Annotated in this window: 20 protein-coding genes and 1 other annotated feature; of the genes, 13 read left to right on the forward strand and 7 right to left on the reverse strand. The window is 37.9% G+C overall.

Going from position 1 to position 23,210, the window contains the following annotated elements; translation table 11 throughout:
• Window positions 1–14: 14 nt before the first annotated feature.
• The 4 genes from IPU53_RS11275 to IPU53_RS11290 form a co-directional block, all read right to left on the reverse strand.
• Window positions 15–404, reverse strand: coding sequence for a thiol-disulfide oxidoreductase DCC family protein (locus IPU53_RS11275; RefSeq protein ID WP_207450759.1), 390 nt, complete (start codon window positions 402–404; stop codon window positions 15–17).
• Between the two features lie 45 nt (window positions 405–449).
• The gene (locus IPU53_RS11280; RefSeq protein ID WP_207450761.1) at window positions 450–1,451 is read right to left on the reverse strand and encodes an inorganic phosphate transporter; all 1,002 of its coding nucleotides are present in this window, start codon (window positions 1,449–1,451) and stop codon (window positions 450–452) included.
• Window positions 1,452–1,465: 14 nt separating this feature from the next.
• On the reverse strand, window positions 1,466–2,086 hold the full coding sequence (locus IPU53_RS11285; RefSeq protein WP_207450763.1) for a DUF47 domain-containing protein: 621 nt from the start codon (window positions 2,084–2,086) through the stop codon (window positions 1,466–1,468).
• A 500-nt stretch (window positions 2,087–2,586) separates the two neighbouring features.
• Entirely contained in the window at window positions 2,587–3,486 is a 900-nt protein-coding gene (locus tag IPU53_RS11290; RefSeq protein ID WP_207450765.1) for an RluA family pseudouridine synthase, read from the reverse strand.
• A 302-nt stretch (window positions 3,487–3,788) separates the two neighbouring features.
• Between IPU53_RS11290 and IPU53_RS11295 the strand changes: the two genes are divergently transcribed.
• The 5 genes from IPU53_RS11295 to IPU53_RS11315 all read left to right on the forward strand — a co-directional run bounded on the left by IPU53_RS11295 (window position 3,789) and on the right by IPU53_RS11315 (window position 8,252).
• Window positions 3,789–4,199, forward strand: a complete 411-nt coding sequence (locus IPU53_RS11295) for a DUF5365 family protein (RefSeq protein ID WP_207450767.1) — start codon at window positions 3,789–3,791, stop codon at window positions 4,197–4,199.
• Window positions 4,200–4,674: 475 nt separating this feature from the next.
• Window positions 4,675–5,235 carry a cupin domain-containing protein gene (locus IPU53_RS11300; RefSeq protein WP_242698240.1) on the forward strand — a complete coding sequence of 187 codons (561 nt, stop codon included), beginning with the start codon at window positions 4,675–4,677 and terminating at the stop codon, window positions 5,233–5,235.
• A gap of 404 nt (window positions 5,236–5,639) precedes the next feature.
• Window positions 5,640–6,761, forward strand: a complete 1,122-nt coding sequence (locus tag IPU53_RS11305; protein ID WP_207450769.1) for a GAF domain-containing sensor histidine kinase — start codon at window positions 5,640–5,642, stop codon at window positions 6,759–6,761.
• A 147-nt stretch (window positions 6,762–6,908) separates the two neighbouring features.
• Window positions 6,909–7,550 carry a response regulator gene (locus tag IPU53_RS11310; RefSeq protein ID WP_207450771.1) on the forward strand — a complete coding sequence of 214 codons (642 nt, stop codon included), beginning with the start codon at window positions 6,909–6,911 and terminating at the stop codon, window positions 7,548–7,550.
• Window positions 7,551–7,715: 165 nt separating this feature from the next.
• The gene (locus tag IPU53_RS11315; RefSeq protein WP_207450773.1) at window positions 7,716–8,252 is read left to right on the forward strand and encodes an NADPH-dependent FMN reductase; all 537 of its coding nucleotides are present in this window, start codon (window positions 7,716–7,718) and stop codon (window positions 8,250–8,252) included.
• Window positions 8,253–8,284: 32 nt separating this feature from the next.
• Here the strand turns inward: IPU53_RS11315 and IPU53_RS11320 are convergent, their stop codons facing one another.
• Entirely contained in the window at window positions 8,285–8,542 is a 258-nt protein-coding gene (locus IPU53_RS11320; protein WP_207450775.1) for a YhdB family protein, read from the reverse strand.
• Between the two features lie 195 nt (window positions 8,543–8,737).
• Between IPU53_RS11320 and IPU53_RS11325 the strand changes: the two genes are divergently transcribed.
• From IPU53_RS11325 to IPU53_RS11350, 6 genes are all read left to right on the forward strand, one after another.
• Window positions 8,738–10,147 carry a SpoVR family protein gene (locus tag IPU53_RS11325; RefSeq protein ID WP_207450777.1) on the forward strand — a complete coding sequence of 470 codons (1,410 nt, stop codon included), beginning with the start codon at window positions 8,738–8,740 and terminating at the stop codon, window positions 10,145–10,147.
• A 205-nt stretch (window positions 10,148–10,352) separates the two neighbouring features.
• Window positions 10,353–11,279, forward strand: coding sequence for a dipeptidase (locus tag IPU53_RS11330; protein WP_207450779.1), 927 nt, complete (start codon window positions 10,353–10,355; stop codon window positions 11,277–11,279).
• A gap of 262 nt (window positions 11,280–11,541) precedes the next feature.
• Entirely contained in the window at window positions 11,542–13,734 is a 2,193-nt protein-coding gene (locus tag IPU53_RS11335) for a DNA topoisomerase III (RefSeq protein WP_207450781.1), read from the forward strand.
• 129 nt (window positions 13,735–13,863) lie between these two features.
• Window positions 13,864–14,124 (forward strand) — a binding site (T-box leader).
• A gap of 62 nt (window positions 14,125–14,186) precedes the next feature.
• The gene (locus tag IPU53_RS11340) at window positions 14,187–15,992 is read left to right on the forward strand and encodes a valine--tRNA ligase (protein ID WP_207450783.1); all 1,806 of its coding nucleotides are present in this window, start codon (window positions 14,187–14,189) and stop codon (window positions 15,990–15,992) included.
• A complete protein-coding gene (locus IPU53_RS11345) occupies window positions 15,977–16,327 on the forward strand; it encodes a class I tRNA ligase family protein (RefSeq protein WP_313886478.1) in 351 nt (116 codons plus the stop codon). The genes IPU53_RS11340 and IPU53_RS11345 overlap by 16 nt, the downstream gene beginning before the upstream one ends.
• A 491-nt stretch (window positions 16,328–16,818) precedes the next feature.
• A complete protein-coding gene (locus tag IPU53_RS11350) occupies window positions 16,819–16,962 on the forward strand; it encodes a YjcZ family sporulation protein (RefSeq protein ID WP_207450788.1) in 144 nt (47 codons plus the stop codon).
• 75 nt (window positions 16,963–17,037) lie between these two features.
• Here IPU53_RS11350 and IPU53_RS11355 read toward each other — a convergent pair whose 3' ends face one another.
• Window positions 17,038–18,147 (reverse strand): sensor histidine kinase, encoded by a 1,110-nt coding sequence (locus IPU53_RS11355; RefSeq protein ID WP_207450790.1) that lies wholly within the window; start codon window positions 18,145–18,147, stop codon window positions 17,038–17,040.
• A gap of 502 nt (window positions 18,148–18,649) precedes the next feature.
• On the opposite strand from IPU53_RS11355, the gene IPU53_RS11360 reads away from it, so the two are divergent.
• Both IPU53_RS11360 and fumC read left to right on the forward strand, forming a co-directional pair.
• Complete coding sequence (locus IPU53_RS11360; RefSeq protein ID WP_207450792.1) at window positions 18,650–20,719, forward strand: transglycosylase domain-containing protein; 2,070 nt, start codon at window positions 18,650–18,652, stop codon at window positions 20,717–20,719.
• Window positions 20,720–21,265: 546 nt separating this feature from the next.
• Window positions 21,266–22,648: a class II fumarate hydratase gene (fumC, locus tag IPU53_RS11365; RefSeq protein ID WP_207450794.1), complete on the forward strand. Its 1,383-nt coding sequence runs from the start codon at window positions 21,266–21,268 to the stop codon at window positions 22,646–22,648.
• 81 nt (window positions 22,649–22,729) lie between these two features.
• Here fumC and IPU53_RS11370 read toward each other — a convergent pair whose 3' ends face one another.
• Window positions 22,730–22,933 (reverse strand): alpha/beta-type small acid-soluble spore protein, encoded by a 204-nt coding sequence (locus IPU53_RS11370; protein WP_207450796.1) that lies wholly within the window; start codon window positions 22,931–22,933, stop codon window positions 22,730–22,732.
• Between the last annotated feature and the right edge of the window lie 277 nt (window positions 22,934–23,210).

The raw sequence follows: 23,210 nt of genomic DNA on the forward strand, positions 1-23,210 counted from the left end.
TCTTCATATCCTAATCATAAAAACCGTTTTTGAGTTTCTGGAGAGGGAAGCATGCAGGATTGCTTCTTTCCAAACCATTTATAGCGATGATTTGCGATAAAATTGTAAAATAAATTCCGAATTGGTACAGGAACCACAAGTAGAAAATGGGCGAGCTTCCAAAAACCATTTAAGTGTCTACAGATCCGTAAAACGGCTGTACTCTTACGATATATTTTGCCTTTTTCTATTAAAATCATGCTGCTTCCATCATTTTGTTCCTTATATTGATTTAATAATTTTTTTCCTACCACCCCTTGTAAGGATGTAAAGTGAAAGTAAGCGGCTGAATCGCGCTTTATGATGAATTGGACACTGCTATTACATAGATTGCATTCGCCATCAAATAAAATAATCGCGTCCATCAGAGATCCTCCCTCATCTTAGCGTTTCTTCCATTATAAAAGAAACTAAGCAAATAAATCTAATAACAAATAAATAAATGCAGCGAGAAGGGCACTAATCGGCAAAGTGATCACCCAAGTAACAAGCATGCGTTTTGCTGTATCCCATTTTACGCCTCTTACTCTGTGAGACGCTCCCACACCTAATATTGATGAGGAAATCACATGTGTTGTACTAACCGGTAAATGAATGTAAGTGGCGCCAAAGATAATAAGCGCTGAACTCAAATCAGCAGCAACGCCATTCACTGGACGAATTTTCATGATTTTTCCGCCAACAGTTTTAATAATCTTCCAACCACCGATCGAGGTACCTAAGGCCATTGCTGTTGCGCAAGATAGTTGCACCCAAAAGGGAATATCATCAGTTGTATGAAAATTATTAGCGATTAAAGCCATCGTAATAATCCCCATTGATTTCTGTGCATCATTTGTACCGTGCGTAAAAGACTGTAATGCCGCGGTGAAAATTTGAAAATAACGGAAACGTTTATTTGTTTTAGGTAAATTTAGATTTTTAAAGACAATTTTAAAAATCGAATAAATGATATAACCGATGACGAAAGCCATAATAGGCGAGAAAATGAGTGCTTCTATAATTTTAAGAAATCCACCATATTTGATCGCATGGAAACCTGCAGAAATAATCGTTGCTCCAGCAATCGATCCAATCAATGCATGTGATGAACTACTTGGAATTCCAAAATACCAGGTAATTAAATTCCAAATAATAGAAGAAAGCAAAGCAGCCATTAAGACCAAGGAGCCATTATCTAATGTAAAGGGATCAACAATATCCTTTGTGATGGTTTGGGCAACTCCTGTAAATGCTAGTGCACCAAGAAAGTTCATGATAGCAGCCATGCCAATCGCGATTCGTGGTGGGAGTGCTTTTGTCGATACAGAAGTGGCGATCGCATTTGCTGTATCATGAAACCCATTTATAAAGTCAAACACTAGCGCTAATATCACGATAATGACTGTAACTAGAAAAATTGAATCAACCATGACTAAAGACTCCCTTAAGCATTTTTCATCACAATACTTTCAAGTGTGTTGGCAACACCTTGACAGCTATCTGTAATTAGCTCTAGATTTTCATAAATTTCCTTTAATTTGATTAAACGAATTGGGTCTGATTCTACGGTAAATAAATGTTTAATACTTTCACGCAATACATCATCACATTTTGATTCATAATCTTTAATTTTGATGGCATGAGGGCGCACATCAGGTAATCTTTTGCTAAATATTAGACCGATGCATAATTCAATTTCATTGACGCATTTCACAATAGCTTCTACGAATTTATACATATAGTCATCGGCATGGATAATATTGTACATATGAAATAATGCCGCAGTATCTTCCATCCCGTCAAGGACATCATCCATAATCATTGATAGAGCAAGAATATCTTCTCTTTCGATTGGCGTGATAAAAGAATTATTTAATTCTGTAATGATCTCATGAACATAGTTGTCTCCAATTGATTCATAATCCTTCATTTTTTCAGCAAAGATTTCCGTATCTTCGATGGTGTCTAATTTAAATTCCGCAAAATAATCTGCGCTTTCTTGCAAATTCATGGCAATTTTTTCAAGCAATGTTGCAAACTTGTCCTTTTTATTTTTAAATACCATATGCGCATCCTCCATATTTTGATAATGATCAAACTATCTTATTTTATCGCAAAAAGAGAAAAAGATAAAAGGTTTTGTCGTAATTTGTTGCAGATTTTTCTGAAAATGCTTACATTTATCCCGCATTAACTGGCTGTAAGACCCCCACTTCAAGAATTCGTGGAAAACCTAGAATTGTAAGTGGGGGATCAACAGCCAGTAAAAGCCCGATTTGTTCGGGCCGACAGGAAGTTGGTCACAAGGGCGTTGCGACAGGACGTCGCGAATTTAGCCTTTGATCTTCTGAAATCAGTGGGGGATGAAAGAAAACCCCCACTGATTGAAGTTTCACTTTATCTTGGAAATAAAAAAATAATAAAGGGATTTGGGTCTATTGTAACCAACATGATTAAGTTTAATTAGATTCGGGAGCTACGGACTATAATGACACTGCTTAATACAAATAAAAGGAGCCATCCTTATTCATGGCTCCTTTCGTTACTAACTTCATCGCGTGATTGTTAGATGTCTCCATAGTGTGTGAAATCAAATATAGGTGGAACGTCAAGAAATGGGGCGGTTACCTTGATCTTTTCTAATGTAAATGGATGCGTAAATTCAAGATGACGCGCATGTAAAGCCTGCCGCGAAAAACGTGGACTTCCACCGTATAGGAGATCCCCGGCTAAGGGATGTCCTAATGATTGCATATGTACACGGATTTGATGAGTTCGTCCTGTAGCTAATGAGCATTGCACAAGTGTTAATTGCTCTTGGGGAAAGCAATCTAAAACTTCGTAATTGGTAGTTGCGGCTTTCCCAGTTTTTGAAACTCTTCTTCTTGTGGGATGGTGCCGATCTCTGCCAATTGGTTTATCAACATGTCCTTTCCCAGTGAAAATGCCATCTGTAAGAGCCCAATAGGTCCGTTGAATCGTTCGATTTTCTAACATCTTATCAAGAATTGTATGACTTAACGCATGCTTTGCATAAAGGATAGCCCCGCTTGTATCTTGATCAAGCCGATGAATATGTCGTACTTTTCGGTGGTCATTCTTACTTTGTAAATAAGCTGCAACTCTGTTAGCTAGTGTATTCCCTTCGTTATGGTTGGGATGTACAGCTAGACCGGCTGGTTTATTCACAATGAATAAATGGTCATCCTCATAAAGAATCTCACAAGGAATTGAATGCGGTTGTAGACTGGTTTCTTTCTCATGATTCACTTTGATTTTAAGTATATCCTCGCTTTGCAAAGGCTCTACCCAATTTACTAGCTCATCATTTTTGAAAACAATTTTTTCCATTCTCCATTGATGAAGTTGTTTTTTAGATGTTTGCCAAATGTCTTTAAAAAGTGTTTGTGGCGTAATCCCATCCCATTTTTCATGGACGGAAATACGAATGGGCTGATCCAACATATTGTTTCTCCTTTCAAGTTACTTGATTTTTCCAAGCTATCGAGTGCTCTTTATATGTTATTCTATATAAAAGGTATAAGAGAACGATCAATGGACATTATTCTTTTCATTTTACATGATCATTTCAAGAAATAGTTACTAAAAGAGCTTGTTCAAAAGGAGGGAAAAAAGGACCAAGTCGGCTAAAGGCGCTGACGTCCTGTCAGCAACGCCGACACTAGTACATCCTGTACGTCGAAAATTCGCTGTGTCATTCTTACCGGACTTTTTGAACATCATTTAAAAGGTGGGTTTTAAAAATAATGAAAGTAGTAGTAGCGTCTACAGAAGAACAAGTGAATAAACTGAATGAGTTAATTCATTATATTTATCATTCTGCATTTCCACGTTATTTTACTGATCAACAAATTGCTGGGTACATAGATTGGAAAGTACTCCATTTTCCTGAGGAGAAAGAACACCCTCTTTACACGTTGGATGTTGCCTTTCGAGCGATTGCTAGTTTAGAGGTGATTATCTCGATATTAGACGTATTGCCCGAGCAAAAAAAATCATCCGAGCATCAAGAATTATTTAAAAAAAATGTAGACAACCTTTCTCAATCTGGATTGTTTTTCCCTTTTACTTATCAAAATTTTTTACAACCAAAGGAAACTAGCTTTAAGGATACATGCAGTATGTATGCCAAGCCAGCCAATCAATTTTTAATATAAATAATGGCGAAAATTGCTGTTTTCCGTATTATTAGGGGTCTTTAAGGTCCCTTTTTTTTATTGCTTAATCATTTTCAAATTTCACTACTACATATAAGCTAATATTATTCGCTCAAAAGACTTCATTGCGCAGGCATGGCTTCACTCTTTTCGTTTTCGCACTGGGGACTCCCGCTGATACTATTCCCGCAGGCGTGGCGCCGTTTTTGTTGAAAAAGGAGGGATTATACCCATTTCACTTTCCCTCAACATCCTCGAAATTTTTTCAAATTTATGAAAAGGCATTCACAATTGATTTTAAAGAATGTAAGATATACTTGGAAAATAATAACGAATACTGTATGTCTTTACACTTATTAGATACAGCATGGAAATAAATTACACTTCATTAGTAATTTGATCGATTAACGGTAATTAAACTTTAAAATCCTTATATATAAAGAAAGGAAACATAAAATCAAGTGAGGTGGATTCTTTGAGTGGGAACAAGGAGCAGGAACGATCGGAATGGAAAAACAGGATAGGAGAAACATTGGTTCATCCTGATGGGAGAAGGGTCACTTTCTTGGAACAAGGAATAGACGAGCATGGAGATTTCTTGATTATAGAGCATCAAATAACGAGGCAAGGAATAATAAATGGTCCTCACTGGCATCCAAAGCTTACAGAATCCTTCAAAGTAAGAGAAGGGAGGATGCGTTTCCTTGTCGACGGTCAGGAACAAATTGTCGAGTCTGGGAGCCAGATAACGGTTTACCCAAACCAAGTACATCAATTTTGGAATATAGGTGAGCAGCAACTAGTAGTGACCCATGAGATTCGTCCCCCAGGTCTTCATTGGAAGATGTTTGTCTTAGTTCATAAATTAGAATGTGAAGGGAAAATGACTAGAAAGGGAATACCACGTCATCCACTGTGGCTAGGAGTGGCATGGGAATGCATTGATGGCTATCTTGATGGTCCTCCGAAGTCCTTTCAGAAAGTATTTCTTGGAGGATTGGCGAAGCTCGCCAAAGTATTTGGGTATCGAGTATGAATGTCTTTATCCATTTTGGATCGCACGTGAAGTTCAAAATGCAATTCCTAAACTCGAAGTTGGAAGACAAGCAAATTCATCCTCATCAGGCTCAGTCTAAAGTTGTAGGTTTCCCTCATACGAATAGTGAATGATTGTTCACAAGCCGAACTTATATAATATAATAGAGTGAAAATAAGTGAAACTTCAAACAGTAGGTTTCTTCTATCCCTGCTGCTATCAGTGGATTAAACTAAGATCGCAACATCCTGTTGGCGAGCCCAAAGCACGATATCCTTTCTCTGTGTTGCACGTCTTTGTGAGTTGAGTCTGCATGCCTGAGGACTACTGACCGTGTTCCTCTTCGAACTTGTGGGATAGAGTAGGCTCACTGCAAGTTGATTCAGGATAAAAGGGGGGATTTTTTGTCAAAACAACTCAACCATCACTCTAATTTACGTACGCTAAAAGAAATTGCTGAACTGTTAAACGAAGGAACTGAAATTTCACCGCTTTTGTCAGGAGTATTACAAAAACTGTTAATAGTGACAGGTGTAACCACAGGGTGGATTTTTTTAATAGATAAGGATGGCAGACATACTGTGGAAGCTGCAGAGCATTTGCCACCGGCTCTTTCAAAAAATAATTGCGAACCTTTAAAAAAAGGAAGCTGCTGGTGCATGAATGGTTTTAAAAAAGGGACTTTGACTAAAGCCTCTAATATTATCGAATGCCGCAGAATCGAAACAGCAGTAAAGAATCAACAAGGTGAAACGAATGATATTGCTTACCATGCAACTATTCCACTGCAACTGGGAGATGAAATGTTCGGATTATTAAATGTGGCAGCACCGGGCAAAAAGGAGTTTAGTCGAGATGAATTAGCTTTGTTAGAATCCGTCGCCCTACAAATTGGCTCTGCGATTAAACGTATTAGATTGACGAAGAAGGAGCAGGAAATGGCTCTTATCGAAGAACGGAATCGACTTGCTCGCGATTTGCATGATTCCGTTAATCAATTATTATTTTCCCTCTCACTAACAGCGCGCGGTGGAATAGAAATGACAGGGGATCATGCCACGAAAGAGACTTTTCGTCATATTCAAAATCTCTCACAAGAAGCGCAAACAGAAATGCGTGCTCTAATCTGGCAACTAAGGCCAAGTGGATTAGAGAAGGGGCTTGTGCAGGCAATGAAAGGATATGGAGAGATCTTAGGACTAAAAATTGATACAAAGTTGTCAGGTGTTATTTCCCTTCCTACTCGTGTAGAAGAGACATTATGGAGAGTATGTCAAGAGGCCCTTAATAATTGTAAACGTCACTCGGGTCAGGATGAGGTTTCGATATCAATCACCGTTACATATGGTCGCGTGCGCTTAAAGATTCAGGATCAAGGATGCGGTTTTATCTTTGAAGGAGAGCGAACCCTTCCATCATTAGGAATTGAAGGCATGCAAGATCGTGTTGAGTCACTTGGAGGCTCTTTCAAGCTAGAGACGGCACCAAGTAAAGGGACAGCAATTATCGTAGAATTGCCATATTAAAGGATGTTCAAAAGTCCGGTAAAGAGGATCTTCGACTAAATTCCGACCTGTCCTGTGTCGGACGTTTGCGATTGATGTCAGCACTTTTAGAAGACTTGGTCCTTTTATCCTCCTTTTTGAACACGTAATTATTAGGGAGGGAGAATCATGACGATTCAGGTTTTAATTGCAGATGATCATCATGTTGTCAGAAGGGGCTTAGTCTTCTTTCTACAGACTCAAAAAGATATCCAGATCGTCGGAGAAGCAAAGAATGGAAAAGAGGCGGTTAAGCTTACAATGGAGTTGAAGCCAGATGTCGTCTTAATGGATCTTGTTATGCCGGTGATGGATGGAATTGATGCAACGGCTAAAATAAAGGAAATGCAGCCCGAGACAGAAATTTTAATCCTCACAAGCTTCTCGGACCAAGACCATGTGATCCCTGCGATTGAAGCAGGTGCATCTGGTTATCAATTAAAGGATATTGAGCCTGATGAATTGGTTCATTCAATCCGCAAGCTAATAGATGGAGAAAATACACTTCATCCAAAAGCAACAAATTTGTTGATGAATCGTATGAATCAAAGTAGCCGAATCGATCATCCAATCTCTGGTTTAACAATTCGAGAAAAACAAGTATTAACAGAAATATCAAAGGGAAAAAGTAATAAAGAAATTGGTGCTTATTTAAATATTACGGAAAAAACAGTAAAAACACATGTATCTAATATTTTTATAAAGCTGGATGTCGCCGATCGAACTCAGGCGGCACTCTACGCAGTTAAAAATGGTTTCGTAAAGCCTTGAGAACCAGGAAGCGTGAAAACGTGAAGATATGAACTTAACCGTTGATCACTTAAACAGTTCTGTGACTATGGCTACTGCGCGAATTAAGCTGTTTATCGTTATTAAGAAAGTTTGTACGTCGCTAAACGAGCGCTTGCGCTTTTGTTGATGAAGGAGAGAATAGAAATGAATGTATTAACAATTAACGGAGGGATGCCAAAAGGTGGAAGAACCGAATGGCTTACTCGTTTTATTGCGAAAGAATTCCAAATTCCCTATATTGATATTAGTGAAATTCAATTACCTTTATTAACAGGTGAACAAGAACAATGGGAATTACCTAACGTTGTCTCTTTCAAGAAGAAAGTGAAAGAGGCGGAGGGTATTATTTTAATATCCCCAGAATATCATGGTGGAATGAGTGGTGCATTGAAAAATACGCTTGATTATCTTACAAGGGAAGAATTAATTCATAAACCTACTGCCCTTTTAGCAACAGCTGGTGGTGGAAAAGGTGGGATGAATTGTTTGAATAACATGAGGACGGTTATGCGTGGATTTTATGCGAATGTTATTCCTAGACAAATCATTCTTGATCCTGATTGCTTTGATTACAAGGATGGAAGTGTATTGGAGAGTTCCCGGCAAGTATTGGCTAAAATGGTAGATGAGCTAAAAATGTACGTGAGCATGAGTCAATTTCTTATTACATCTAAAGAATAGCTGTTCGGATTTTTGCCGAACAGCTATTCTTTTTAAACCTGAATCACATGCTCATTTTCTTGCTGTGGTACAGAGCTAGCAACTTCGTTTGCATGATCAATATAGCGAAGCAATGCGTATAATTTACGTTCAATGACTGAATAATCTTTTGAAAATTGATACGCATGCAAAAAATACTCTATTTTTTTGGACAAAATTTGATCTTTCGTTCGAACCATCAGCACCAATAAATTGTCCCATTCGGAACGATGGGTGTAATACAAAGCTCGATCGTAATCCACTATGTCCATTAGAAACCCTCCTTTTGGAGTATTTATATTATTAGCCATCAAGTCTTGAGCCTTCCATTGTAAATGTTGTCAATTGCAGTGCATTTCCACTATTTTTATTTTGCTTATATATTCATTTGAAAAAGAGGAATTATGCTGGTTCCCTTTCATGAAATCCCCTTTTTTTTCATACAATTGTGTAAGGGAGGGACCGCAATGAAATCAGAATCAAAGGCATTGGAATATGCCATAAGTGAAATTACGGAAATTGCCGAAGGATTTGGCCTTGATTTTTATCCGATGCGCTATGAAATTTGTCCAGCAGAAATTATTTATACATTTGGTGCGTACGGAATGCCTACAAGGTTTTCTCATTGGAGCTTTGGGAAGCAATTTTTTAAGATGAAGCTTCAGTATGATCTGGGGTTAAGTAAAATTTATGAGCTTGTAATTAATTCCAATCCATGTTATGCCTTTTTACTTGATACAAATTCGCTGATTCAGAATAAATTAATTGTTGCACATGTATTGGCACATTGTGATTTTTTTAAAAACAATGCTCGCTTTCAAAATACTAAGCGTGATATGGTTGAAAGTATGGCTGCAACCGCTGAACGTGTGCGGCAGTATGAAATTGAACACGGTAAAAGGGAGGTAGAGGATTTTCTAGATGCTGTTCTCTCGATTGAAGAGCATATTGATCCTTCGCTGCTTCGCCCAAAATTAGATTGGCAAGCTGAGGATACAGAGAGGGAAGAAAATGCTAGACAAACAACAGAATATGATGATCTTTGGTCATTAGATGAAGGGGATCAGAAACAGGAAAGAAGAAAAAAAGTAAAAAAGTCCTTTCCTCCACAGCCTGAGAAAGACATTATGCTCTTTATCGAACAATATAGTCGGGAGCTAGAAGATTGGCAACGCGACATCATGACGATGGTGAGGGAAGAAATGCTTTATTTCTGGCCCCAATTAGAAACGAAAATTATGAATGAAGGATGGGCTTCTTATTGGCATCAACGGATCTTAAGAGAGTTAGACTTAACCAGCGATGAAGCGGTTGAATTTGCCAAATTAAACGCAAGTGTCATCCAACCTTCGAAAACAAATATCAATCCTTATTATTTAGGGTTAAAGATCTTTGAAGATATTGAGGAACGTTGGGACCATCCTGATAAAAAGTTAAAAGAGCAAGGAGTTAAAGAAAAGTCCGGACGTGAGAAAATTTTTGAAGTACGCGAGATTGAATCAGATATTTCATTTATCCGAAATTATTTAACGAAAGATTTAGTATATCGGGAAGATATGTACTTATTTCAAAAGCGCGGTCGCGACTATAAAGTTGTAGATAAAGACTGGACAGAGGTTCGGGATCAGCTTGTTAATATGAGAGTAAATGGCGGTTTTCCCTATATTACGGTGAATGACGGTGATTACTTAAAGAACGGAGAATTGTATTTAAAGCATTGGTACGAAGAGGTTGAGCTAGATTTAAATTATTTAGAAAAAGTCCTACCATATATACATCAACTATGGGGAAGGCCCGTTCATATGGAAAGCGTTGTCGAAGAACGTTCTGTATTATTTAGTTATAACGGCAGGAATATTCAAAGAAAGTTTCTTTAATGTTCAAAAAGTCCAGTGAAAATAGTATCTTCTGCAGTGTCGCACGCGCCGTGTGGGAAAAGCAGAAGTCAACACAAGTCGGATGTTAAGCATAGTTGCGATTTTCTCTTTTTTAAATGTACTTTAAATTTGAACACACCTTGTTAGGTGTGTTTTATTTAGAGAAGAAGAAAAACTGTATTTTGATGGTACGGAGGTGCCTGAGATGAATGTTATTGATTTACATTGTGATGCATTATTAAAAATCTGGGAAAGAAAGGGGGCAATATCTTTTCAAGATAGTGAAGAATTGGATACAAATTTGCAACGACTGAAAAAAGGTGAAGTTAAAATTCAGTTTTTTGCAATCTTTATTCCTCCCGAGATTAAGGCAGAGGATCAGTTTCAAGCTGCTCTTGATCAAGTCGATTATTTCTTTACAGAGGTACTTGAAAAAAATCCGGAAATGAAGCAGATTAAAGACTGGTCCTCCATTAACTCATTAAACCCCAATGAAATCGGGGCGATCCTTACGCTTGAAGGGGTAGATTGCATTGGAAATGATGTACAGAAGCTTAGAATTCTCTATCAATTAGGGGTTCGATCGGTTGGACTAACATGGAATTATGCAAACTTAGCTGCTGATGGAGTGGGAGAAGCAAGAGGTGCTGGATTAACTTCCTTTGGAAAGGAAATTATTGCTTTAAACAATCGCTATAAACTATTTACGGATGTGTCACATTTAGCTGAGAAAGGGTTCTGGGAATTAATGGAGCTCGCAGATTATCCGATTGCGAGCCATTCGAATTCCAAGGCGATTTGCCCTCATCCTAGAAATTTAACTGATCAACAAGCCTTGGCTTTGTTTCAAAAAAACGGACTGATTCATGTTGTTTATCATCCGCTTTTTACATCTAGTACTGGGCAAGCGACGATCACTGATTTACTTCGGCATATCGAGCATTTTTGCTCCTTAGGTGGCATCAAGCAAATTGGTTTAGGTTCTGACTTTGATGGAATCGATGAATATATCGTCGGGTTAGAAAATGCTTCGACCCATCAAAACCTTATTAACGAATTATTGAAATATTATTCTGAGGATGATGTAAAAGGCTTCGCTGGAAGAAATCTGCTTGAACATCTTCCTGTATAATTACTTGAATTAAAGTTCCTTAACTCAGTGCATTTTGAACGCTCGGACAATATGGTTCCATTCGGGGGTGCTTTGACACCCCTTTTTTGAACAAATAACCTATGAAGATGGGGCATATCTATTTCAAATATAAGAGTCAATATGAAATATCTTCTACGTGAATTTAAAAATGGATTAAGCTTTAGTCAAATATAGAAACACATTTTCTCCCTAAAACTATGTTATATTAGATTGTACATAGTTAGTAAAGGAGTTCGAAAAAATGGCAAAAAGTGTAGTAATTGCAGAGAAACCCTCCGTTGCACGCGATATAGCAAATGTATTGAAGTGTAGTAAAAAAGGAAATGGATTTCTAGAAGGCAACAAATATATCGTTACTTGGGCGCTAGGGCATTTAGTAACTTTAGCAGATCCTGAGATATATGATGTTAAATATAAGAAATGGAATTTAGAAGATCTTCCTATGCTTCCGGAACGCATGAAATTAGTTATCATGAAACAAACCGGAAAGCAATTTAATGCTGTAAAAGCACAGCTAAATCGCAGTGATGTGAATGAAATAATTGTGGCTACTGATGCGGGGAGAGAAGGAGAACTAGTTGCACGTTGGATAATTAAAAAAGCAAAAGTTCATAAGCCTGTCAAACGTCTGTGGATTTCCTCTGTAACAGACAAAGCAATAAAAGATGGATTCAATAACTTAAAGCCTGGTAAAGGTTATGAAAATCTGTATGCTTCAGCAGTAGCGCGTTCGGAGGCAGATTGGTATATAGGGTTAAATGCAACTCGTGCCTTAACAACAAAATATAATGCACAATTAAACTGTGGACGTGTGCAAACACCAACAGTTGCAATGGTCGAAGCACGAGAAGAAGAAATAAAGAATTTCAAACCACAAACGTATTATGGAATTGAAGCTCAAACAGATGGGCTTAAATTAACGTGGCAAGATGCAAAAGGGAATAGTCGTAGCTTTAATAAAGAAAAAGTTGATGCAATCGTTAAATCACTTGAAGGTAAAGATGCAACTGTTGTTTCTATTGACCGGAAAGCAAAAAAGACATTTTCACCTGCTCTATACGATTTAACAGAGTTACAACGTGATGCAAATAAAATCTTTGGTTACTCAGCTAAAGAAACGCTAAATATCATGCAAAAACTGTACGAGCAACATAAAGTGTTAACATATCCTCGTACAGACTCACGTTATTTATCTTCCGACATTGTTAGTACGATTCCAGAGCGTTTAAAAGCGTGTGGTGTAAATGAATATCGTCCACTTGCTTATAAAATACTAGCAAAGCCAATAAAAGCATCAAAAGCCTTTGTAGATGATGGAAAAGTAAATGATCATCATGCTATCATTCCAACCGAAGGTTATGTGAATTTCTCAGCATTTACAGATAAAGAGCGTAAAATATATGACCTTGTTGTAAAGCGTTTCTTAGCCGTATTATTCCCGGCTTTTGAATATGAACAATTAATAGTTCAAGCAAAAATCGGTGATGAAAAATTCATTGCCAAAGGAAAAACGGTATCTAATGCTGGTTGGAAAGAAGTTTACGAAAACCGATTCGATGATGAAGAATCAACGGATGATGTAAAAGAGCAATTATTACCTCGTCTTGTAGAGGATTATGTATTAAATACAAAGTTAATCGCTCAAACGGCTGGACAGACAACTCCCCCTGCACGTTTTACAGAGGCTGCTTTACTATCAGCCATGGAAAATCCTACAAAGTACATGGAAACAAACAATAAGGAACTAGTAAATACGTTAAAATCGACTGGTGGACTTGGTACTGTTGCAACTCGAGCTGATATTATTGATAAATTATTCAATTCATTCCTAATCGAAAAACGTGGTGGAAAAGAAATCTTTATCACTTCTAAAGGTCGCCAACTACTGGATTTAGTACCAGAAGAATTAAAATCGCCAGCGACAACTGCTGAGTGGGAACAAAAACTTGAGCTAATTGCTAAAGGTAGACTCAAAAAAGATGTTTTTATAAATGAAATGAAAGAACATACAAAAGAAATTGTTGCTGAAATTAAAGCAAGTAGTAGAAAATACAAACACGACAATATTTCAACAAAAGCATGCCCGGACTGCGGAAAACCTATGCTTGAAGTAAACGGTAAGAAAGGAAAAATGCTTGTCTGCCAAGATCGTGAATGTGGTTATAAAAAGAATGTCTCACGCTTAACTAATGCACGCTGCCCTCAATGTAAAAAGAAAATGGAACTTCGTGGTGAAGGTAAAGGCCAACTTTTCGCATGTAAATGTGGATATCGCGAGAAACTATCTGCTTTTGAAGCGAGACGTAAAAAAGAAGGTAGTGGAAAAATGGATAAGCGTAGTGTCCAAAAATACATGAAGGAACAACAAAAAGAAGCTGAACCAATAAATAATGCATTAGCAGAAGCGTTGAAAGGATTAAAAATAGATTCTTAATTGATTGAGCTGACGGTTCCCAACTGTCAGCTCATTTTTTAAAACTTTAAGTAATGGGAACACTTGACATTTTTATGGTAGTCGTTGATTTTTTTTTGCTTTAGTGTATACTAATGGAAATTGAATACAATAAAGGCATTGACGAGGAGGAGTACATACTTATCTGATGCATAGAAAGAAGGTGGATGGTGTAAACCTTCGTGAAGATAGTATGGAAGTAGCCTCTGAGCTGTGAACCGAACGGAAAGATATTTCTTAGTAGACTTCAACGGGATTTCCGCCGTCACAGGAAAACGATATCGGATATTTATGAACTATCCCGCATCGGTAGAGTGCAGAGAATATTCTCTGAATTTGGGTGGTACCACGGACGCAATGTTCGCCCCAGAGCAATGGAAATTGCTTTGGGGCGTTCTTTATTGTGTTCAATCACTAATTTTGGAGGTATTCAAATGGAAAAGCGCTATAATTTTGCTCAGATAGAAAAACAAATGCAGGAGTTTTGGGAAGAAGAACAAATTTACAAGTTCGATCCAGATGCACAAGGGGAGATATACTCGATTGATACTCCGCCGCCGACAGTTAGCGGAAACTTGCATGTCGGGCACTTGTTCTCTTACACACAGGCTGAAATGATTGCACGGTTTCGCAGGATGCAGGGCTATAATGTATTTTATCCCTTTGGCTTTGATGATAATGGATTACCGACCGAACGTTTGGTTGAACGCGACGAAGGTATACGGGCAAAAGATTTTTCCCGGAGTGCATTTATTAATAAATGCAAACAGACAACCAAAAATTATGAAACAGAATTTAAAAATTTCTGGAGAACAATGGGATTTTCGGTTGATTGGTCCACGCAATATGAAACGATAGACGATGACGTTAGAAAAATATCACAATTATTATTTCTAGAGCTTGTCCAAAAAGAAAAGACATATGTGAAAGAATCTCCTGTGCTTTGGTGTACCGAATGTCAAACTTCCATCGCTCAGGCCGAGCTTGATACAGTTGATAATGAATCGACCTTTATCTATATTCCCTTTATGGTTGAAGGAAATCCGCTTTATGTTGCAACAACACGCCCTGAACTATTATATGGATGCGTTTGCTTATTCGTTCATCCTGATGACGAACGATATACATCACATATTGGGAAAAATGCTCAGGTACCGCTTTACGACTATGAAGTGCCGATACTGGCGGATGATATGGTTGGAATGGATAAAGGCACCGGGGTTGTTATGTGCGCAACATTCGGTGATAGCTCCGATGCCAAGTGGTATGCTGAACACGCTCTGCCATATCGAAAGGTAATTTTGGCTGACGGTACTCTTGATAAGGATGTTCCCTATATCGGTGAACTTACGGTCCATGCCGCCAGAAAAGAAATTATTCGATTGCTTGATGAATCCAATCTGCTGCAGAAATCTGAGAATATAGTACACACTGTTGCAGTTCATGAACGCTGCAGAAAAGAAATCGAAATCATCCCGTCAAGGCAATGGTATATCGATATTTTATCTGAAAAAGAGCGGTTTCTGGATGCAGCAAACCAAATAAATTGGTATCCCGCCTACATGAAAAATCGCTATATTGCATGGGTTGAAAATTTGAAGTGGGACTGGTGCATTTCTCGTCAACGCTATTTCGGCGTTCCTTTTCCAGTTTGGTATTGCAATCATTGCGGAAAAGCTAGTTTCGCAAAAGTCGAACAACTTCCCGTCAATCCGCTCGAAACCCCATACAAGGGTACATGTGGCTGCGGATGCACGGAATTTACTCCCGAAAGTGCCGTATTCGACACATGGGCAACGTCATCCCTAACGCCGCAGATCCATGAGAGGCTTGGTCTTAAACTAACTCCAATGGGCATGAGAACGCATGCTCATGAAATCATACGGACATGGACTTTTTATACTATCGTCAGAAGCCTGTATCATACAGGAGATATTCCATGGAAAGACTTAATGATAAATGGATTTGTTCTCGCTAAGAAGGGAGAAAAGATCAGCAAGTCAAAAGAAAATTCTGAGATGGAACCAGAAGCACTAGTTGCCGCTCATTCTGCAGATGTTTTGCGCTATTGGTCAGCCAACGCGCGTCTCGGAACCGATACCTTTTGGCTATCGACGAGCTTACGATTGCCAAACGGTTTATTACGAAGCTGTGGAATGCTTCCAAGTTTGCCATTTCTCATTTGCAAGACATTGATTTATCGGAGAGACCTCAGCTTTTGCCGGTGGATAGATGGATAGTCGAACGTACGAATGAAACGATTAAAAAGGCTGCCGTATGGTTGAACGAATATGAAATCGGATCGGCAAGACACGAATTGGATGAATTGTTCTGGAAAGACTTTTGCGATAATTATATAGAAATCGTCAAGTCCCGATTATATAAGCCGGAGCTTCATGGATATGTTGAAAGGCGTTCAGGTCAGTATGCGCTTTATTATTCATTGCTGAATATCCTGAAAATGTATGCTATATATATTCCGCATATCACCGAATATATATATCAGCAATTTTTCAAACAGCACGAAAAAACTGCATCTATTCATCTTTTGAAATGGGAAAAAGTGAACACTTAAACGATGATTTTCTAGAGTTCGGAGAAGCGATTAAAGAAGTGATATCCGATATGCGGAAGAATAAATCGGATAAAAATTTATCGATTCGGGCTGAAATCGATGTTATCGAAATTAAAACTATGTCTAAACATTTAGAGTGGTTTAAGCAGACCGAAAAAGATTTGAAAGCCTGTTCTAACGCTAAGGTGATAAAGTATATCTCTAAGTAATTGTACTTTTACAGGCAAATCATTTCCTATTAGAAAGATTAAAAAGTGGACTCAAATAATTTCTAGTCCTTCCATATAATGTTTTTGTTAGTGGGACCTCAGTACACGCAATCTGAGGTCTTTTCTGCTAAGACAAGTGATTTTAATGTTAAGAGCTTAGCAAAATAAATACTGATAAAAATAAAAAAGATTTGCAGTGTCCATACATTTTTTAGAACTTTTGAATAGTATATGGTGCAAGGGTGATCATTCACCCTTTAATTCTGACCTGGAGGTGAGAATATGGGCTTCGGATGTGGTGGCGGCTGTGGCGGCTACGGCGGATATGCTGGCGGAGCTGGTGGTGGTTTCGGCTATGGCGGTGGCTTTGCGTTGATCGTAGTATTATTTATCCTGTTGATTATCGTTGGGGCAGCTTGGTTATAGAAGGTAATGATTAAGTAAAAGCTGTATTTCTTTTATGTTTGTGAAACAGGAAAGTGGAGAGAATCTTCTCTCCACTTAATTTTGATCTTGCCAAGCAGGCAGAATCACTGTAAAGACTGTCCAGTCTTCATCAGATGAGCAAAGTAAATGACCATGATGCTTGTCAATAATTTCTTTACATACGTAAAGCCCTAACCCTGTTCCAGAATCCTTGGTAGTGAAAAAAGGATCAAAAATGGTTTCAACGATATTTCCGGGTATTTTTGGACCGGAATTTGCGATTTTTATAAAATTTTGTTGTTGCTCTTGATAACCCGTTATTTTTATAATTGGTTTGGGAACTTGGTGAGACATCGCCTCTATAGCGTTAAAAATAATATTAATAAGGACTTGTTTGATTTCTTCAGCATATCCATTTATGTATAATGCCCCATTAAAATTTGTATCTAGTTGCACATTAGACTCTAAAATTTTTGGATAAATGAAGGAAAGAATTTGATCAAACTGATCAGATAAGGAAAAAGTCTCCTTTTTTTGATTAGTTTTTTCTTTCTTAGAAAGCATGAGAAACTGAGTGATTTTTACCTTTAAATCGCTTAATTCATCTTGGATAATATCTAAATAGGGAAGATCTGGTCGATCAGAACGAAGTAATTGTACAAAGCCATCTACCGTTGTTAAAGGATTGCGAAATTCATGAACAAAGCTTGCTGTCATTTGTCCTAAAAGTGTTAATCGATCTTCATGGTCCTTCTTAGCTGCATGTAAAGAGTTTTCCGATTCTGCTAGATGTTTCAACAAATAAAATATAAATGTATCAATAATGGAAGACAGTTTATAATAAAACCTAAAATGGTTTTCTTCTTGAATGGAGAGCTTATACATAATGGCTGTCAATTCTGTTTTTAAACTCGTAATATTCTGTACCAAAAAATGGACAATACTCGGTTTATAGATAATATGCTTTGAAAGTTCTTTAGCTTTTTCTTGCAGATATTCATCTTTTTCATTCTCGGATAATGTAAAGGCACTTAGGAAGATATCAAGCATTAACTTTATATGAGTTTCCATCCATTCATTAAAAACTTTATCTGGTGACTTGAGAAGTTTTTCTTTCCAATGTGCCAAAACAATCTTCTTCTCCAGTTGTATAGAGGATAAAACGTCTTCTTTTATTTGGCTCATTTTCTCACCTCTTCTCTATTATAAGTTCTGCATTGACAATAAATATCCTTCTGTAATTTCCAATAGTTTCCAATGAAACGATGAAATTCGATCATAGGACCTAAAAATCCATTAATTTATCCCGCATTTACTGGCTGTAAGACCTCCACTTCAAGAATTTGTGGAAAAACCTAGAATTGTAAGTGGGCGATCAACAGCCAGTAAAAGCCCGATTTGTTCAGGCCTGCAGAACGCAGGTCACAAAGGCGTTGCAATAGGATGTTGCGAATTTAGCCTTTGATCCTTACTAATCAGTGGGGGATGAAGAAAAATCCCCACTGATTGAAGTTTCACTTTATTATATTATCATACAATCTTTTATATTCATTCTCAATAAAGAACAGCAGGATCACTAATAATGTAGTAAAATTATGTAGTAATAAGTAAGAAATTGTGGATTATCTTGTATAAAAGTATTATAGTGTATTTGGATTAATGATCTTGAAAAAGTGGTGAAATTGCTATGAAATTAATCACAACAATCATGCAGGCTATCAAAAGATTTTGGAAAAAAGCGCATTTAAATCAGATATTAATCTTAACGATATCATTAGTGGTTTTACTTGGTTTGGGATATTTTGCGTGGATCGCTAGTACAACAAATGTGGAAGCCTTAAAACAAGGATTATCTCAATCCACCATTATTTATGATAAAGATGAGGATGAAGCAAGTAAGATCTCTGCAAATAGGATGGAAGGTGTCTCTATAGACAAAGTTCCAGAGTATTTACAGGGAGCGATCATCTCGATTGAAGACCATCGTTTTCGTGAGCATAACGGTTTCGATGTCAAAGGAATTATGCGAGCTTTTTTCTCAAATTTAAAAGCAGGCAGAATTACAGCAGGTGGAAGTACGATTACACAGCAATTAACGAAGGTCGCGCTTTTGTCACCTGAAAGAACATATAAACGAAAGATTGAGGAAATTTTTCTTGCTGTAAAGTTAGAAAAGTCTTTTACAAAAGACGAAATTTTAGAAATGTATATGAACCAAGTGTTTTTTGGAAGTGGTGGTTGGGGAGTTCAAAACGCCTCCAAAACGTATTTTGGTAAAGATGTAGGGAATATAACGATTAGTGAAGCTGCCATGTTAGCAGGAATTATTAACCGTCCATCTGCATTAGATCCGTATAAAAACATGGAAGCATCCTTAGAGCGGCGCGATATTGTTCTAAGACAGATGGAAAAATATGGAGTAATTACTGAAGAAGAAATGAATCAGGCGCTAAATGAGAAAATCGTATTGAATAATCAGGGGGATGATCCGTTAAAAGGAAAATATCCTTATTATGTTGATGCGGTGTTAAATGAAGCTATTTATCGATACGGACTTACTCAAGATGAAATTCTAACAAGAGGGTATAAAATTTATACACAAATGGATCAAAATCTGCAATCATCATTAGAGAATGTCTATGCGAACGATGATCTATTTCCAGTTAGCAGCGATGGAACTTTAGCTCAGAGTGGTGCTGTTTTACTTGATCCAAAAACTGGAGGAATAAGAGGGTTAGTAGGTGGACGAGGAGAGCATACTTTTCGTGGATATAATCGTGCGACTCAATTAACAGCACAACCAGGATCTGCTATCAAGCCTTTAGCTGTCTATACACCTGCTTTGGAAGCAGGTTACACAGCTTATTCAATTTTGAAGGATGAAGAGTCACTTTCCTTTGATGGTTATCAACCAAAAAATGCAAACCATCAGTATGCAGGCGAAGTTCCAATGTATCAGGCTGTGGAGGATTCTTTAAATGTTCCTGCCGTTTGGTTACTAAATGAGCTAGGAATAGAAAAGAGCAGTGAAGCATTGCAAAAGTTCGGGCTTTCTGTTTCCGAAAAAGATAAGAATTTGAGTCTGGCTCTTGGAGGCACAGATACAGGCTATTCACCAAAGCAAATGGCTGAAGCTTATTCAGCTTTTGCCAACGGTGGTCAACGGATCCAAAGTCATATTATTACAAAGATTGTGGGTCCCACAGGGAATGTAGAAGTCGAGGTACATCCGAAAAAAACTCGAGTAATGGATTCTTCTACAGCAGAAGAGATGACTTCTATGTTACTGAACGTTATTGATTCCGGTACAGGACAAAAAGCCAAAATAGATGATTACAAGCTAGCAGGAAAGACAGGTTCAACACAGGTATCTTATGATCCAAACGGCACAAAGGACCAGTGGTTTGTCGGCTATACACCAAATTTAGTCGGCGCAGTGTGGCTCGGATATGATTATACCGACGAACAGCATTATTTAAAAGGGTCAAGTGGTGATGTGGTCACACCTATTTTCCGCAGTATAATGGCGAATAGTCTTTCCCATATTGAAAATGATGATTTTGCAACAAAATCGATCAATCAACATATAGAAGAACAAAATCAAAAGGATAACCGTTCTATTAAAGATAAATTAAAAGATTTTGATGATAAAATGTCAAAAGAAGCAGAAAAGTGGATGGAGAGATGGGATAAAGGAAAAGGGAAATGGAATGAAATAGAGGATAAAATAAAAAACAAACTTAAACAATTAGAATAAAGTATTCTTAAAGAGGACGTTCTAAAAGTCCGGTAAAAATGATGCTGTGAGATAAAAGATCTTCGACTAATACCGACACGTCCTGTGTCGAACGTCGAAGTCACCACATCCTGTGGTAGCTCGTTGGCTTGCTTTTCCGCCGCTCACGTATTAACTGCATACGTTCCGCTGCTTGAAAACCAGGGGAAGAGTCTTCTGTTAAAACCACCAACATCCTGTGAGGCAACACGGAACTCAGTACATCCTGTACAAGTCCGCCTCGAATTTCGACGTACAGGATGTACTAGTGTCGGCGTTGCTGACAGGACGTCAGCGCCTTAGCAGACTTGGTCCTTTTTATCCTCCTTTTTGAACACGAATTTAAAGGGTGATCTGATCAGACGAACTTTCGATGATTAGATCGCCTTTTATATTTTATTTGGTCCTTTTATGACTGAAGTCACGAGAATTTCGGTTAATTGATAAATATAAAGGCAGGGAGATGAAAAATTACGTTGATTATGAGAAAATAGAGAAGATGATGAAAGATTATAGGAGGCTATACATATGGATTATCGGATTGAGAAAGATACAATAGGAGAAATTAAAGTACAAAATGACAAGTATTGGGGTGCTCAAACGCAAAGAAGTAAACAGAACTTTAAAATTGGTACTGAAAAGGTTTCTATGGAAGTTATTAAAGCCTTTTCTCATCTTAAGAAGGCAGCAGCGATTGCGAATCATCAGTTAGGCAAGCTTTCTTCCACAAAAAAGGTGGCAATTAGCCAGGCTTGTGACGAAGTACTTGAGGGGAAATTCGACGAACATTTCCCACTAGTTGTGTGGCAGACTGGAAGCGGAACACAATCGAATATGAACGTGAATGAAGTGGTTGCTAGACGTGCGAACGAATTATTAGCAGAGCAGGGGGCAGAAGAAACCGTTCACCCTAATGATGATGTCAATATGTCACAAAGTTCCAATGATACATTTCCAACAGCCATGCATGTGGCAGCTTATCAAGAGGTCCATGAATTATTGATACCAGCTCTACATCAACTTACATCAACCTTACAGAAAAAAGAGCAAGCGTATATGGAAATTATTAAAATTGGACGTACCCATCTACAAGATGCAACCCCTTTAACATTGGGGCAAGAAATTAGTGGCTGGCGTGCGATGTTAGAAAAAAGCGGAAAGATGCTAAAGGAAAGTGTGGAGCATTTGCTACAGCTTGCAATCGGTGGTACTGCGGTAGGAACAGGGATTAATGCAGATCCAGCATTTGGAAATCTAGTGGCTGAGCAACTTAGCAAACAAACAAATTATTCTTTTGTTTCATCAGATAATAAATTTCATGCATTGACGAGTCATGATGAAATTGTTTTTGTACACGGTGCCGTTAAAGGCTTAGCAGCTGATTTAATGAAGATTGCCAATGACGTTCGCTGGTTGGCGAGTGGACCTCGTAGTGGAATTGGTGAATTGTCAATCCCAGCAAATGAACCAGGTAGTTCCATTATGCCTGGAAAAGTAAATCCTACACAAAGCGAAGCCATTACAATGGTTGTAACGCAAGTAATGGGGAATGATGCAGCCATTGGCTTTGCGGCCAGTCAGGGGAATTTTGAATTAAATGTATTCAAACCTGTTATTATTTATAATTTCTTGCAGTCTGTACGACTTCTAGCAGATAGTATGATTTCTTTTGACGAAAATTGTATCGTAGGCTTAGAACCTAATCTAGATGTAATTGAGGAAAATGTGAATCGCTCTCTTATGTTAGTAACAGCATTAAATCCTCATATTGGCTACGAGAAGGCAGCTGAAATCGCTAAATTAGCTTTTAAAGAAGGAACTACATTAAAAGAAGCAGCGATTAAAACAGGTTATTTAACAGCAGAACAATATGATGAGTGGATCGACCCAAGCAAAATGGTTAATTTATAAACCAAAAGCGTAAGCGCCTAGATCATCCCTAATAGGAAAGCCCCCGGGATCCGGGGGCTTTAGCCATTATATTCAATTTTATTAGCTGTTATAGCCGCCGCCAAGTTGTTGTTGAGCCATAGATACTAGGCGCTTTGTGATTTCTCCACCTACAGAACCGTTAGCACGAGAAGTTGTTTCTGCTCCAAGGTTTACACCAAACTCTTGTGCAATTTCAACTTTCATTGAGTCAATTGCTTGCTCAGCACCAGGTACTAAGATTTGGTTTGAATTGTTGTTAGCCATTTCTTTTGTCATCTCCTTGTCGTGTATTATAGTATGGTTGGGTCCGCTGGAATTGCACCAGCACACTTATGGGTGCCCTACTGAGGTAAGACCCAGCGAGAAAGTCTCTTTGTCCTTTTTATTATGTTTTGTTGTTTAAAAATTATTCATACATTGTAGAGAGAGTTTTTCCCGGTTATTGTCCTTGATTAAGAGATGGCTTTGCTTTAAGAATATTATTTTCTATAAACAAGTAAAAAAACCTACCAATTTTTTCAAATTGGTAGGTTTTTTTACT

Source organism: Bacillus sp. SD088 (assembly GCF_017355205.1).
GTDB lineage: Bacteria > Bacillota > Bacilli > Bacillales > Bacillaceae_C > Lederbergia.

Bases quoted from the DNA above. Each gene is read 5' to 3' on its own strand.
- IPU53_RS11275 (WP_207450759.1), bottom strand. From the start codon at position 404: ATGGACGCGATTATTTTATTTGATGGCGAATGCAATCTATGTAATAGC.
- IPU53_RS11280 (WP_207450761.1), bottom strand. From the start codon at position 1,451: ATGGTTGATTCAATTTTTCTAGTTACAGTCATTATCGTGATATTAGCG.
- IPU53_RS11285 (WP_207450763.1), bottom strand. From the start codon at position 2,086: ATGGTATTTAAAAATAAAAAGGACAAGTTTGCAACATTGCTTGAAAAA.
- IPU53_RS11290 (WP_207450765.1), bottom strand. From the start codon at position 3,486: ATGTTGGATCAGCCCATTCGTATTTCCGTCCATGAAAAATGGGATGGG.
- IPU53_RS11295 (WP_207450767.1), top strand. From the start codon at position 3,789: ATGAAAGTAGTAGTAGCGTCTACAGAAGAACAAGTGAATAAACTGAAT.
- IPU53_RS11310 (WP_207450771.1), top strand. From the start codon at position 6,909: ATGACGATTCAGGTTTTAATTGCAGATGATCATCATGTTGTCAGAAGG.
- IPU53_RS11315 (WP_207450773.1), top strand. From the start codon at position 7,716: ATGAATGTATTAACAATTAACGGAGGGATGCCAAAAGGTGGAAGAACC.
- IPU53_RS11320 (WP_207450775.1), bottom strand. From the start codon at position 8,542: ATGGACATAGTGGATTACGATCGAGCTTTGTATTACACCCATCGTTCC.
- IPU53_RS11325 (WP_207450777.1), top strand. From the start codon at position 8,738: ATGAAATCAGAATCAAAGGCATTGGAATATGCCATAAGTGAAATTACG.
- IPU53_RS11330 (WP_207450779.1), top strand. From the start codon at position 10,353: ATGAATGTTATTGATTTACATTGTGATGCATTATTAAAAATCTGGGAA.
- IPU53_RS11335 (WP_207450781.1), top strand. From the start codon at position 11,542: ATGGCAAAAAGTGTAGTAATTGCAGAGAAACCCTCCGTTGCACGCGAT.
- IPU53_RS11340 (WP_207450783.1), top strand. From the start codon at position 14,187: ATGGAAAAGCGCTATAATTTTGCTCAGATAGAAAAACAAATGCAGGAG.
- IPU53_RS11350 (WP_207450788.1), top strand. From the start codon at position 16,819: ATGGGCTTCGGATGTGGTGGCGGCTGTGGCGGCTACGGCGGATATGCT.
- IPU53_RS11355 (WP_207450790.1), bottom strand. From the start codon at position 18,147: ATGAGCCAAATAAAAGAAGACGTTTTATCCTCTATACAACTGGAGAAG.
- IPU53_RS11360 (WP_207450792.1), top strand. From the start codon at position 18,650: ATGAAATTAATCACAACAATCATGCAGGCTATCAAAAGATTTTGGAAA.
- fumC (WP_207450794.1), top strand. From the start codon at position 21,266: ATGGATTATCGGATTGAGAAAGATACAATAGGAGAAATTAAAGTACAA.
- IPU53_RS11370 (WP_207450796.1), bottom strand. From the start codon at position 22,933: ATGGCTAACAACAATTCAAACCAAATCTTAGTACCTGGTGCTGAGCAA.